This is a genomic window from Streptomyces sp. CA189 (assembly GCF_056428985.1).
In genome coordinates, this window is the sequence record NZ_JBWJVM010000001.1 from 176,143 (window position 1) to 189,468 (window position 13,326).

11 protein-coding genes are annotated in these 13,326 nt (G+C 69.8%); 7 read left to right on the forward strand and 4 right to left on the reverse strand.

Annotated elements, in window-relative coordinates:
• Positions 1-239: 239 nt before the first annotated feature.
• Complete coding sequence (locus AC061S_RS00865) at positions 240-1,874, forward strand: PE-PGRS family protein (protein ID WP_478683835.1); 1,635 nt, start codon at positions 240-242, stop codon at positions 1,872-1,874.
• On the opposite strand, the gene AC061S_RS00870 is transcribed toward AC061S_RS00865, so the two are convergent.
• Entirely contained in the window at positions 1,804-2,643 is an 840-nt protein-coding gene (locus tag AC061S_RS00870; RefSeq protein ID WP_478683836.1) for a PE-PGRS family protein, read from the reverse strand. The two genes, AC061S_RS00865 and AC061S_RS00870, sit on opposite strands and share 71 nt — an antisense overlap.
• A gap of 154 nt (positions 2,644-2,797) precedes the next feature.
• On the opposite strand from AC061S_RS00870, the gene AC061S_RS00875 reads away from it, so the two are divergent.
• Complete coding sequence (locus tag AC061S_RS00875) at positions 2,798-4,378, forward strand: restriction endonuclease (protein WP_478683837.1); 1,581 nt, start codon at positions 2,798-2,800, stop codon at positions 4,376-4,378.
• A 43-nt stretch (positions 4,379-4,421) separates the two neighbouring features.
• Here the strand turns inward: AC061S_RS00875 and AC061S_RS00880 are convergent, their stop codons facing one another.
• The 3 genes from AC061S_RS00880 to AC061S_RS00890 all read right to left on the reverse strand — a co-directional run bounded on the left by AC061S_RS00880 (position 4,422) and on the right by AC061S_RS00890 (position 6,685).
• On the reverse strand, positions 4,422-5,936 hold the full coding sequence (locus AC061S_RS00880; RefSeq protein WP_478683838.1) for a LacI family DNA-binding transcriptional regulator: 1,515 nt from the start codon (positions 5,934-5,936) through the stop codon (positions 4,422-4,424).
• A 29-nt stretch (positions 5,937-5,965) separates the two neighbouring features.
• Positions 5,966-6,295, reverse strand: a complete 330-nt coding sequence (locus AC061S_RS00885) for a helix-turn-helix domain-containing protein (protein ID WP_478684079.1) — start codon at positions 6,293-6,295, stop codon at positions 5,966-5,968.
• Positions 6,296-6,433: 138 nt separating this feature from the next.
• The gene (locus AC061S_RS00890) at positions 6,434-6,685 is read right to left on the reverse strand and encodes a helix-turn-helix domain-containing protein (RefSeq protein ID WP_202200479.1); all 252 of its coding nucleotides are present in this window, start codon (positions 6,683-6,685) and stop codon (positions 6,434-6,436) included.
• 572 nt (positions 6,686-7,257) lie between these two features.
• Here AC061S_RS00890 and AC061S_RS00895 point away from each other — a divergent pair.
• From AC061S_RS00895 to AC061S_RS00915, 5 genes are all read left to right on the forward strand, one after another.
• Complete coding sequence (locus AC061S_RS00895; protein WP_478683839.1) at positions 7,258-8,097, forward strand: winged helix-turn-helix domain-containing protein; 840 nt, start codon at positions 7,258-7,260, stop codon at positions 8,095-8,097.
• Between the two features lie 5 nt (positions 8,098-8,102).
• Positions 8,103-8,855, forward strand: coding sequence for a zinc finger domain-containing protein (locus tag AC061S_RS00900; RefSeq protein WP_478684080.1), 753 nt, complete (start codon positions 8,103-8,105; stop codon positions 8,853-8,855).
• Between the two features lie 169 nt (positions 8,856-9,024).
• Positions 9,025-10,317, forward strand: a complete 1,293-nt coding sequence (locus AC061S_RS00905; RefSeq protein ID WP_478683840.1) for a hypothetical protein — start codon at positions 9,025-9,027, stop codon at positions 10,315-10,317.
• A gap of 201 nt (positions 10,318-10,518) precedes the next feature.
• The gene (locus AC061S_RS00910; protein WP_478683841.1) at positions 10,519-11,175 is read left to right on the forward strand and encodes a plasmid mobilization relaxosome protein MobC; all 657 of its coding nucleotides are present in this window, start codon (positions 10,519-10,521) and stop codon (positions 11,173-11,175) included.
• Entirely contained in the window at positions 11,176-12,870 is a 1,695-nt protein-coding gene (locus AC061S_RS00915) for a relaxase/mobilization nuclease domain-containing protein (RefSeq protein ID WP_478683842.1), read from the forward strand.
• Positions 12,871-13,326 lie beyond the last annotated feature (456 nt).

Sequence of the window (13,326 nt, forward strand, 5' to 3'; positions counted from 1 at the left end):
CGCGGAGTGCGAGGTGGCCGGCCATATCCGGTGCCTTCCTACGGAGTGTCCTTGTTACGTACGGAACTCCTCCCGGGGAGTCATGGGCTCGCCGGTACACCGATATCCACTACTAAGAGTGATCAACGAGTTCGATGGGCTGACTACGCCGTTCGGGACATCAGGACGACCGAGAACCAGATCCACAAAGCCCACCGCAGAGCTTGTGCCCACGGGAGCGGCGACGGTACGACGATCACATGCACCGTTGGTCAGCCCTCAACGATCGCCAGCTCGCCCTCCTGACCCGGATCAGCAAGGGCGCCGAACCTGTCACGTCGGACACCCCCGAAATCGCCCTCACCGCCCGAGCCCTGAAGGAGCGGGGGCACATCGCCATGCCCAAGGAGGGCGGGAGGTGGCGGGCAGAGATCACGGAGGTCGGGCGCTTCTACCTCCAGCACGGCCATCACCCCGACCGGCCTGAGCCGGCACCACGGAAGACCCGCCCGGTGACGACGCCCGGACCCAAGAAGGCTGAGTCCGACCGCGTCGAGGAGAAGTCCGCTGTGGAGCAGAAGCTCCCGGTACAGCGCGCCGCCAGAGCACCACGGCCCTCTCCGGCCGATATCGGACGGGCTCTGATCACCGAGGTGCAGCAGGCCGGCCGCTTCCTCCGAGTCCCCAACCCGGACGAGGCCGCGCGGGCCCGCTACCGAAGGGCATTCGACGCGGCTCGCCAGTGTGCGCCGGCCGGGTACCACCTGAAGTACAGCGGTCGGACCAAGGGGGACTTCTTCCTGGGGCTGCTCCGGGTGACCGGCGAGGACGACACGGAATGGAACCGGATCCGCCTGGCGCGCAGTCGTGTGATCACCGACGTGGACGATGTCCTCGCCGCCGTGACCGCGGATCACAGCGCCTTCGAGGTCTCCGACGGAGTCATGCCCCGCGTGCTGTCCCTGCTCCGCCTCATCTCCGAGCAGGCCCTCCCCCTCCACGGGGAGATCGTCGTGTCCAAGAAGCGCAGGCAGCCGCGGCCACTGCTCACGATCCATGGCCGTACGTACGAGATCACCTTCAAGGAACGGCAGAAGCAGGTCCGGTACGTGCCCAAGCCGGCGGGCCGCCGCACGTACGACTGGCAGCGGGTCGTCCCGGCGCAGCGGTTCGAGCCGTCCGGGGAACTGGAGATGGTCCTCGCCCAGCAACAGGGCTACCAGTACGGCTGGAAGAAGGAGTGGGCCGACACCGAGAAGAAGCCGCTTGAGAACCAGATCGGTTCGGTACTCCGGGCGCTCAGGACCCGGGCCGATGAGCAGGAACGGGCCCGGCTGGAGCGGGAGGCCGAACAGCGGCGGCAGCAGGACGAGCGGGAACGGCAGGCAGCCGAGAACCGCCGACTGGAGGCCGAGCGGCGGGAGCACGCCCAGCGGGAGTGGGAGGCCGCGGTCGGCGTGGCTTCGATCAAGGCGGTGGACGCGGCTCGGGCCGAGCATTTCGGCACGGCGCTGGAACAATGGCGAGCCGCAGGAGAGATCCGGACCTTCTGCAACGCGCTGGACGAGGCCGGCGCCCAGACGCAGGACCCCTTCGAGGCCGAGCGGCTCCGGGAATGGTCAGTGTGGGGCAGGACGGAGGCCGACCGCTTGGACCCCACCCTGAACGGGAAGGGTCTCGGTGTCCGCAACTTCCACGCCGAGCCGACGGGGGACGAGTTGCGGCCGTTCCTCGACGGCTGGCACCCACACCGCCCGGAGAAGGTGAAGCCACCGGTGGAGCCCACACCGCCCAAGCCGGAGCCCGAACGGTGGCGTGACGGCTTCAGCGACGTACGTCGGGACCAAGGCTGGAGATATGGACCCCAAGGCCGCGCTCAATGGTGGAGGCGATGACGCCGTGCCCACGATCCCGGAGCGCCTTCACGGCCTGCTCGACCAGTTCGCCGAGACGCAGCACCTCGGCGCGTAGCGCCACGAGCTCGTCGTAGCGCTCGGCCTTCTCCTCCCCGCACCACTCCCGGACCGTACGCAGGGCGGCCGCCTCCGCGTCCAGCTTGCGGTCGTCCCGGCGGTGGTACGAGTGCCAGGAGGGCCGGGCGCGCTCTTCGTCCACGGCCTGCTGACGGCGGTCCACCTCCGGCAGGATCTCCTCGGCCAACCGCTGGGCCACCTGCCGCGCGATGCGCTCGGCGACCGGCCAGCCGACCAGGCAGAAGCCGTTGCGGTCCTCGTGGACCATGGCGTCGCCCCGCAGATCGGCCGACTCCATGCCAACCAGCGGCGCCGTCTCGTCGATGGGGCCGAGCTCCAGCACGCCCGCGTCGGCCACCGCCTTACGCAGCCGCAGCCGCCCCTTGGGACGGACGAAGCCCAGGATCATCCGCGCCGCCTCGAACTCGGCGCTGCCCCGTACCTCCCTCGACGCCTCAGCCAAGCCGAGCTCTGCCGTGTCATCCGCGCGGAAGGCGTCGACGTCAGCCCAGAGCGCGAGCAGACAGCCTGCGCTGACCCACTCCTGCAGTCCGACCTCATCGCCGTCCAGGAACCGCACGTGGATGCCTGACCTACCGGAGGCGCCCACCCGGACGATCTCCACCTGGCGCAGGGCGCCGCCTAGTTCCTTCGGCTTGGCCCGATAGGCCCAGCACTCCCCGATCTCCATGCAGTCATTGAGCCAGGTCGCTCAAGGACACCGCCGGTCTTCCGAGGAACTACCGCCGTTCTGGCGATCTATGGGTGATCGATACGGCAGATTAGGTGCGGTATACGGTGGGGAATTTCAAGCAGATACATACGCACTGACCTGGGGGGTAGCGGTGGCCAGCCGCACTGGAGCACATGGGAACGACCCATACGCCCGAGAGCTCGCACGCCAAGCCAAAGAGCATGAGCGGGCCCGGAAGGCCGCCGAGCTGGAGGCCAAGCGGAAGGCCCGCGAGGAGAAGCTCGCGTACGAGGCGGCCCGCGCTCAGGAAGCCGTCGACCGGACCAGTGTGGCCGAGCACGACGCCGAGCAGTTGGCGACGTTGCTGCGTGCGGCGGTCCTGGACGGTCGACCGCTGACCTTCGACGCACTCACTCAGGAATTCGTCCCATCCGCCTTCGCCCCCACCGGACGCACCAAACCCACACGCGAGCCTCGGTGGTCGGACTTCGAACCGGAGGCGCCGCGAGGCCTGCTGGGCGCCCTCGGGTTCGGACGTCGAGCGTATGACGCCGGCATGGAAGAGGCACGTAAGCGGTTCGACCAAGCGCTGCAGGATCACGCCCGCGAGGAACAGAAACGCATGGCGAAGCTTGAAAAAGCTCGCGTTCGGCACGACCAGCAGAACCGGGAGGAAGCCGCCCGGATCGATGGGTGGAACGCAGCCATCGAGGAACGCCACAACGCCTACTGTGACAGGGAGGTCGAAGCCGTCGAGTGGTTCATCGATCAGGTACTCGCAGCCTCGTCGTACCCTCATGGCTTTCCCAAGGCGCACCAGGTCTCGTATCAGGCAGACACCGGTGACCTCCTCGTTCAGGTCGACCTGCCCTTGGAGGACGTGGTCCCGGCTGCCCGGGCGTACCGGTATGTGAAGACACGGGATGAGCTCACACCTGTTCCGCGCCCCGAGAAGGACCGCAAGGAACTGTACGCCTCCGTCCTCGCGCAGACCGCCCTGCGCACCGTGCACGAACTGTTCACCGCCGATACCGAGGGCGTGATCCGCTCCATCGCCCTGAACGGGCACGTGGCGACCATCGATCGTGCCACGGGCCGGGAGGTGCATCCGTGTCTGATCACCCTCCAGACGGACCGCGAGGAGTTCGGCAAGCTCGTCCTGACCCAGGTGGATCCCCGGGCTTGCCTGAAGCGGCTCCGCTCACTGATCTCGCCCAATCCCTATGAGCTGGAGCCGGTCCGTCCCCTGGTCACCTTCGACCTGAGCAAGTTCCGACTCATGGACAGCCTGGACGTAGTTGCGGGGCTGGACAGCCGACCCGTGTTGATGGACCTCACGCCCACAGAGTTCGAGCATCTCGTTCGACAGTTGTTCGAGGCGATCGGTCTGGAGAGCGTGAACACCCAGCCTTCGAAGGACGAGGGCGTGGACGCGATCGCCATGAACACCGATCCCGTCATGAGGGGGTTGTGCATCATCCAGGCCAAGCGCACCAAGAACGTCGTTCCGTTCGAGACGGTGTCCGCTCTCGCGGGAGTGGTCGAGCACAAGCGGGCGGCCAAAGGCATCTTGGTGACCACGTCCTGGTTCGGCCAGGCCAGCGAGGCATTCGCCAACGACCACGGACGACTGGAACTCCTCGACGGCGCCAACCTGGTGCACCTGTTCAAGGAACACCTGGGACTCGACGTCATTCCCGGGCCCGTCCCGCCCAAGAATCGGCCTCGCTAGGCACCGCGCCCACCAGGCAGGGCGCCGGACCTCCTCCGGCCAGCTACCCGACAGCCTTACGCACCCGCAGAAGTGCATCGAGTATGCGTACGGGGGACCCGGGGGCCATCCCTCGGCGGGCGTCCAGGGCTGTCTCCCACTGCTCGGTGACGCCGAGCATGAGGCGCTTGCGCATGCCCGCTGTCACGTGGGCGTAGCGGGCGGAGACCGAGCCGTCGATGTGACCCATGCGCTCGTCCATGAGGACCTTCTCCGTGCCGAGGTCCTCCATGAGCGTGCGGTGGGAATGGCGCAGGCCGTGCGGCGTGAGGCCCCTGGCGATGGCCGTCCAGCAGGCATCGGCGCGACCCTGGGCGTTGCGGCCCCGGACCGGTATGCCCGGGAACGGGTCACCAAGGAGCGGAACGGGACGGGGCTCCTGCGGCGCCTTCTTCGGGTACCAGCCCGTCGTCGCCGGGTGGAAGAGCCAGGTGGCAAAGCCGTTCCGGCGCCAGTGGGCGGCGTGTTCCGAGGGTGCGCCGCCTCGTACGAAGCCCAGCTCGGTGATGGCGAGTTCGACGCGAGTACGGGTGTCCTCGCGCACGCGGTCGGGGTGGTTCAGGACGTTGGACACTGTGCCCGTGGAGACGCCGGCCCGCCGGGCTACATCGACCAGCTTCGCGCCCTGGTGGCCTCCGGTGCGAGCGGTGCCCTGGCCTTGGAAGACGTACGTCCTGCCATGGCACGGGCACGGCTTGGGCTTGGTACGCGCGACGTGGTCGGCCACGAGGGCCGAGAGCCAGTCGGGGGCGTCGATGGTGCGGTAGCTGTCGTCCTTGGGCGGGCAGCGGACCATCACCCCCGAGTCGAGCTCGTACAGCTGCCACTCCACACGCACCGAGCCCCGGCGGGCGAACTCGGTCTCCAGACCGACGATTTCGCCCCAGCGCATGCCGGTGTACGCCTTGAGGATCACCGCGACGAACTCGTCGTCCCGGCCGGACAGCAGGGCAGCGCGCTCGGCGATCAGGAGGGCGCCGAGCGCGTCCGTGACGACCTTCTCCGGACCGCGGTCGGCGGAGCGGCCGGCCCGCTTGCCCCTCCCTCGGCGCTTGGCGGCAGGGTTCGCATCGATGAGTCCCTCGTCCACGGCGTCGGCGAGGATGAGGTGGAGCGTGGCCCGCCAGGTCTTGACACTGGAGGCGGCGTAGGAGGCGCGTTCCTTCTTCTCCCACAGTGCGACGTCGGCGCGGAGGATGCCGGCGAGGGCCTTGTCCTCGAAGTCGGGGAGCAGGTGCTCCTCGATGTGGCGGCGGTAGTTCTGCATGGTGGACGCGGCCAGGTCCTGGGCCTCGTACCAGCGGCTCGCGTACTCGCCGAACGTCTCCTGGCCCAGTGACGGGTCACGTACGTCGCCGCGCCGGAAGCCGATCTCCGCCTCGTCGGCGGCCCGCTTGGCCTCTCGCTTGGTGGCGAACTTGATGGTCGCTCCGGTCGAGTCGACGACCGTGTTGTGTTTCCCCGGCGCCGTCTTGTAGCGACCGCGCCAGTAGTTGCTGCGCTTCTCCGCGAAGCCCACTGCTTCCTCCCCTCTTGGTTGCTCGTCAGCTACGCGGTGGTGTCGAAGTCGTCCTGGCGTGTGCGGCGGGGCCGACGGGCGCGGAGGCGGGCGGATGGGGTTGCCGCGCGCGACGGCACCGTACGGACGGAGGGCGCGACTGGTTCGGGTGCGATCGTCGGCCGTACTTCGTGCAGGCGGATGATCTCCGCGAGGTGTTCAGCGGTAAAGCGGTACGAACGTCCGACCCGGGTGAACGGGATGCGTCCCCGGCTGGCCCGGTCCTTGACCCACCAGGCGGAACAGCCGAGGGCATCGGCTATCTCCTCGGGGCGGAACAGTCGGGGCAGGGTGGAGGAGTCGGAGCAGGCTGCGGCCATGGGCGATTGACGCAAGAAGGATCCTCATCAGGTACGGCGGAGCAGGTCGAGGGTTCGGCCGCGGTTCTGGAGTGGGCAGATGGCCTGCGCGGAGTGGCCGGCGGCGACACTGGCACGCCGCAGGCCGGGCTCGTGCGGCTACGCGGCGGGCTGGAGCAGCACGAGCGGGGAGACGCCGAGGGCGGCGGCGATCGCGACGAGGTCGTCGACGTCGCAGCGGCGGCGTCGGCGCTCGATGCGGGAAATCGTCGTGACGGTCATGGGGTGGCCCAGCGCGGTGGCACGGGCTGCCAGCTGGCGCTGGGCGACACCGCGGGCGGTGCGGGCTCGCTCGATGGCACGGGCGACTCGATTCCCGGCCGGACCGATTTCCAGAGGTGTTGGGGGCATGCATATTTTGTAACTTGGGATCCCCGGTTTGGGTAACCGGGGATCTGCTGCTACATTCCGCCGCTTTGTTGTCAGGTTCCCTACCCTGCCGCCGGAAAATTGCGAAACATAGCAGCGGATCCCCGGTTGACCAAATAATGACCCGTCAGGTCCGTCGACTGGAGGACCGCCCGCAGTCTGCACGCTTCCGACCTGCATAGATGGAGCACCTGGAGATAACGGCGGGGGTGCGCGGAGACATGGCCGAAGCGTCGCGACTTACCCTATTCGTCCCGCCAATTTCCCGAGCTATTTGGTCAACCGGGGATTCGGGTCTACCGTTTTTACACACCCACAGGGACATGTTCGCCGTGAGCTGTTTGCTTTCTCGGTGGAATGCTGGACTTGCGCGAACCAATGTGGCTGTCTTGTCCATGCACCCCGAACGCTGATCCCGGGGGACACAGCAAGCCCCGGCACTCCAAGGCCGGGCAGCGAAGCTGCCAGCACCGCACGCCCGCACACCGCACCCTCCCCTCCCCCACCCGAAGCGGGCTACCCCCTGCCCGCCCTCACCAAGGAGCCGCCACCCGATGAGTCACGACGCCCGCGCATGGGTGTGGGACCACAGCCGCAGCAAGGGCACCGCCCGCCTGATCCTCGTGCTGATCGCCGACCGATGCGTCGATGGCCGCTGCATCGCGTACGCCTCGGTCTCCGCCCTCATGAAGCGGGCCAACTCGTCCCGCAGCGCCGTGCGGGACGCCCTCGACAAGCTGATCGCCAGCGGCGAGTTGGTGTGGATCGAGGATCGCAAGGGCCCTCGCGGCGAGAGGTACTACCACCTCCCCGATACGGCCCGGTTCCTCGCCGAGCAGGTCACAGCGAGGGACCGGGATCCGGCCCCCACCGGGCCGGAATCCGGCCCGTCGAAGCCACTTGAAGGGGGGCCTGAAACCGGCCCTGGGGACCGGAATCCAACCCCTGGGGGGACCGGATTCCAACCCGGCAGGGGACCGGAATCCGACCCCCAGAACAGTAGAGAACCAAAGATGAACGGTAGTAAGAGCAGCAGCTCTCCGCTCATCCCCGCCGCCCAGTGGCACATCGACGACGCCACCCAGACATGGCTGCGGCAACAGGGCCACCTCGACCGGCTCGGCGAGCACGCCTTGCGAGCGGCTGACGAGAAGTGGCGCAACTACCGGGCGGTCTGGGGACCGCGCACCGCCGCCGCCTGGTCCGCCGACTGGCGCGAGTGGATCACCCGCGAACACACTCCCGCTCCTGGCCGCCCGCACCTGCGCTCCCTGCCAGGCGGCGCCTCCTCCGGTCCTGCGACCGGAAGGACCCGCGCCGAACAGCACACCACCGCCCTGCTCGACGCCCTCACCGAACTCGAAGCCCACGACACCCCTACCGGAACGGAATAACTACCCTGGACCTCCGAGAGATCGCCATCCTGCTCGCCTACGTCGGACACCTCGACACGCGCACCGCCCACACGGACAGCGGCACTGCCCGTGACCAGATCGCCCAGTGGCACGAGATCTTGGCCGAGGTGCCCTTCACCGCCGAAGGCTGGGACGTCCGCGAAGCGATATGGGCACACACCCGCACCTCCGGATTTCGGATCCTGCCGGTGGATGTCGCCCGCCGGTGGGACGCCTACCGCCGCGACCGCCTGGAGCGGCACACTGATCCCCTCCCAGTCGCCGACCCGGACAACCTGCCCGAGTGGCTGTCCGAACTGCGCGGCAACCGGCGCGCCGTAGCGGTCGGCGCGGCCGCGCCGTCCACCCTCCACGAGCTCACCGCCGGCCCGCACCCCGACGTCGAGGCCCGCCTGCGCTCCGTCGGATCCGTCATCCCTCCAGCGGCACGTGCCCAGCTCGCGCCCTACCGGCCCACTCGCGCCGGCCGGGAAGCCGACACCGCCGCGGGACTGCCCGACGCTCTCAGCGTCCCGTGCCCGTGGTGCCACGCCCACACAGGCACCCCCTGCCGCATGCGGCGCACCGGCCCCGACGGCGCCGCGCGGGGAAACACCCCACGCGCCGTACCCCACCCGGGCCGCTTCGATCTCGCCGCCGCACCCCCCGCCCGGCAGGCGGCTGCACCGCGCCCTGCCCCCGTGGCGAGCACCATCGGCACCCCCCATACGGGCCCCGCTCGCTCCGCCAGGCGCTGAGCCACCTGCCCACACGCGGTTCCCGCTCCGGTTCGTCCGCGCTACCGCGTCCCCCCTGGCCTCGTAGCCCCGGCCGCTCCGCCGCCGGCGCCGCCCTCCCACCTCATCGCCCTCACCACACCGCCCGCCCGCGCCCGCATGGCGCGGGCGGGTCTCCGGAGACCCCTGCATGACACCACTCGCCCTGCCCGCACTAGGGCACTGGAACGCCACGTCCCTCGCGGGCATCGCCCTCGCACTGGCCTGCTCCGCGCTGCTGATCAGGCGACTTACAAAGCGAGGCACGCACCGAAACGGCGGCAGCCGCAAGACCCGATCCCCCGCCGTCACCATCGCCGCGCTGGCCGCGGTCGGCTGCACCGCCTACAGCGCCGACACCAGCTGGCGGTTCGCCGCCAACTACCTGGACATGAGCGGCACGGCCGAACGCGCCGCCATGTTCGCCGCCGCGGAGTTCGCCCTGTTCGCCACGGCGCTGCTGGCACGGCAGAACCTCCACGGCCCCAAGCAGGCCCCCGGCTTGCCGGGAACCCTGACCTGGGTGATCACTACCGTGCAGGTGATCCCCGCGTACGCCGAGTCCGGCCTGGTCGGCGGCACCGTGCGAGCCTTCGTAGGCCCGGTCCTGGCCGCACTGCTCTGGCACCAGGCCATGGGCATCGAGCTACGTCTCCGCAAGCCGGAAGCCGCCTCCCGCAGCATCCTCGCCCAAGCCGGCCGCGAGATACGCGAACGCCTGCTCTCCCGCCTGGGCATCGCCGAACGCGACCGCGACGCCGCGCAGATCACCCGCGACCGCGCCACCCGAAAGGCCGTCGCCCTGGCCGCACGCCTCGCCGAGCGCACCCCGAAGCAGCGCGGCAGGTGGCGAGGCCGGCGCATCGCACGACGGTTGTCACGGGCCGTCGCCCAAGCCTCGGTGGGCATCGACGACCGTCAGCGCCTCGACCTACTTCAGCAGCTCGCCGCCCGCCGCCACGCAATAGCGCTGGCGACCATCGAGCTGCCTTCGCCCTGGGCCGACCCCAACCCCGCCCGGAACACCGCACCCCCCGTCGAGCCGAGGCGCCCACCCAGCCGATCGGACGCCGGCAACAGCACGGAAGAGGAGGAAGCCAGGGAACACCCCGATCACGACGCTCATCCCGAGGACCCGCCGCCCACATCCGTGCAGCCCCACCGGCCACTGCACGAAACGAGCCCTGCACCCGACGGCACGGAGCCGGCCGCTGAGGAAGGCGGCCTGATAGCGCAGCGCTACGGTCGCCCTCCGGGCGCCGAAATGAACGAACTGCTCGTCATCGGACGCCAGGCCATAGCAGTGCACGGAAAGCCCACCCGCGCTGTCTTGCGGAACGCCGTGCGCGACGCCGGGCTCACCATCGCCGAGGACCGGCTGACCGAGCTCAGGGCGCTCCTGCTCACAGAACAGGACAGCGGTACCGGCGCCTCCACCGATTGACCGGATCTCCGGTCAGCCACGGAGCGCCGGAACAGGGACCTACGGACCAGCGCCTCCAGCTGGTCCGTAGGGGCCCTACCACTCGCTCGGCCTCACCAGCAGCCCACCCCGTGCGCCTCCTCTCGAACCGTGGTGAGGCGAGCCTGCCGCCGACCCCTGCCCACCTCGCCCAATCCCACTCCCCAGCAAGGAGCTTCTTCCGTGCACGATCAGCCAGCTCTCACCACCTCCCGCAACCAGCAGCAAGCGACCCCCACACCAGCCACCGACCGGGCAGCAAGGTATGGCGTTGGACCGTCCAAGGGCCGGTCCAACGCAGCCTCCGCCCCGGGGGTGGCGGAGGAGGAGCTCCGGCGCGAGGGCGCACCGGAGCAGGGAGGGACCGGCGTGCCCGTCTGCATGCCCGCCCTCGTACGTGCCGCTGACGAAGCCGCGCTCTACCGTGTCGCCCGTCGCCGTACCCGTGAAGAAGTCCAGCGTCAGCAACGCGTCGATGTCCGTTACAGCGTCGACGAAAAGGCCGCGATTCTCGCCGAGGCCCGTCGCCTGAACCTGGCCGGCGCTCATCTCGTCGGTGCAATCGTGATGGCCTACCTCGACGGCGACTTCGAGGTCCCCGGCCAGCGCACTTCCTTCGACGACCTGATCGACGAGCTCGCCGCCCTACGCGCGGAGATCGCCCCGATCGGCAAGAACGTCAACCAGATCGCCTTCAAACTGAACTCCGGCGGCCATCCCCACCTTGTGGACAGTGCCGTCCTGGCCCAGGCCGAACGTCTCCTCGCCCTGGCCCGTACGGCAGCCGAGGCGATCGACCTCGCCGCGTACCGGACGGCCGTGGCGAAGCAGGCGGCCTGATTGATCGCGAAGATCGGCAAGGCCGGCACCAAGACCCGAGGCGTCCTGGACTACCTCTACGGACCCGGCCGCGCCAACGAGCACACCGACCCCCACCTCGTGGCCTCCTGGGACGGCTTCGCCCCCGACCCCGGCCGCGACCCGAACGCCACACTCGCCCAGCTGACCAGCGCCCTCGACCTCCGCGTCAAGCAAGCCGGCGACAAGGCCCCGAAGGACCACGTGTGGCACTGCTCGATCCGGGCCGCCCCCGAAGACCCGCTCCTGACCGACGACCAGTGGGCCACCATCGCCCGCCGCGTCCTGAACGCCACCGGAATCGCCCCCGCTGGCGACCTGGATTCCTGCCGATGGATCGCCGTCCGCCACGCGGACGACCACATCCATATCGTCGCCACCAAAGTCCGGGGCGACCTCCGCCCACCCCGCAACTGGAACGACTACCTACACGCCGACAACGAACTCGCCGCCATCGAGAAGGAATACGGCCTGCGCCAAGTCCTGCGCGGCGACCGCAGCGCCGCACAACGCCCCACTCGCGCGGAGCAGGAGAAGGCCCGCCGTGCAGGATCCGCCGCAACCCCGCGCGAGCGCCTGCGCACCACTGTCCGTACCGCGGTGGCCGCGGCCACGTCCCCGGAGGAGTTCTTCACGATCCTTGCCAGCACGGGGGTCCTGGTGGACATCCAGCGCTTCCCTTCCGGCGACCTCCGCGGATACAGGATCGCCCTCGACGGCGACACCAACAAGGACGGCGAACCCGTCTGGTTCTCGGGCTCCACCCTCGCCCCGGACCTGTCCTACCCCAAGATCGCCGAACGCCTCACCACCACCACTGCGGGCCCCAAGCCGGCGGGCCAGCAGCCGACCGTCCAGCCCGCGGCCTGGAAGCGGGCCACAGAGGCCGTCGACCAGATCCCCGATGTCCTCGACCAAGGTGACGATGCGACCGGGCAGGCCCACATCGCGGTCCTCGCCGAAACCCTCGACGTCCTCCCTCTGGCCGCACCCGCCCACCTGCAGGCCCAGCTCCTCAAGGCTGCGGCTGCCTTCGAGCGGGCCAGCCGCTCCCACATCCGGGCCCACCACGAGCAGGCCCACGCCACACGGCGCGCGATCAAGACGATCGTCCGCGAGCCCTCACCCAAGGACGGGGCAGCACTGGCGATGCTCCTGGACGCCGTGCTCCTCGCGGTCATCGCCGCCCGGCACTGGCACCGCACCCGCCACCACGACCAGCAGGCCGAAGCCGCCCTCCAAGCAGCCGAGCACCTACGTGCCGTCTATCAGGCGGCGGCAGCGCAGCCGACCGCGGTGATCCGCCAACGCGGTCTGCGCCTGACCGTCTCCCAACGGCAGCATCAGGCCACCGCCCTGCGCCAAGCGCTGCCCGAGCTCGCCGAACAGATCCTCGCCGAACCCGGCTGGCCCGCACTGGCCGCGACCCTCGCCGACACCCAGGCCGCCGGCCATGACCCAGCCGCCCTGCTCGCCGAAGCCACCCGGCGCCGGGAACTGGACAGCGCCACCTCCATCAGCGACGTACTCGTCTGGCGCCTGCGCCGCCTCGCCCACCTGCCCGCCGACCCGGAAAGCCCCCGCACCACACCCGCCCGAGGCAAGCGCGACATCCCGTCCTCGGCGCCCGCGAAACCCGCGAACACGGCAGCGAACGACGCCACCCGTCGGCGCTGACCACAGAAAGCGCGGCGAAAGGTAGCCGACGATCCCACGGTCAGCCAAACCGGGGAACCTCCAGAGCATTGATGCCAGGGCCCCACGCCCAACCCCACCCACCCAGGCCTCACGGCGTACGGGCCGGGGCGGGGGCGACAGCAGCCGTGGCCGCGTCTCGTCCGGTGCGGAGCGTGCCCCGGGTGAGGTTCGGTCTGTGGGGGTGCCGTGCAGTTCGACTTTGGGCAGCGACCGAGGCGACTGGGAATGCGAGGTTCCGGGCAGGTCGAAAGGCCCCGCCCCGGCCATGGTTCGCCGGACGCTTCGCCACAGGAGGCGTGCAGCGCTGGAGAGTGGTGCCGGGCCGGGCCACATCGCGGCAGTAGCCCGCCCCCATCAGCTGCGGCCGGAGGGCGCGATCGCCTCACGCAGGGACGGATTGACGGCGGGGGCACGGTCGCAGCCCGCTCCGCGGCG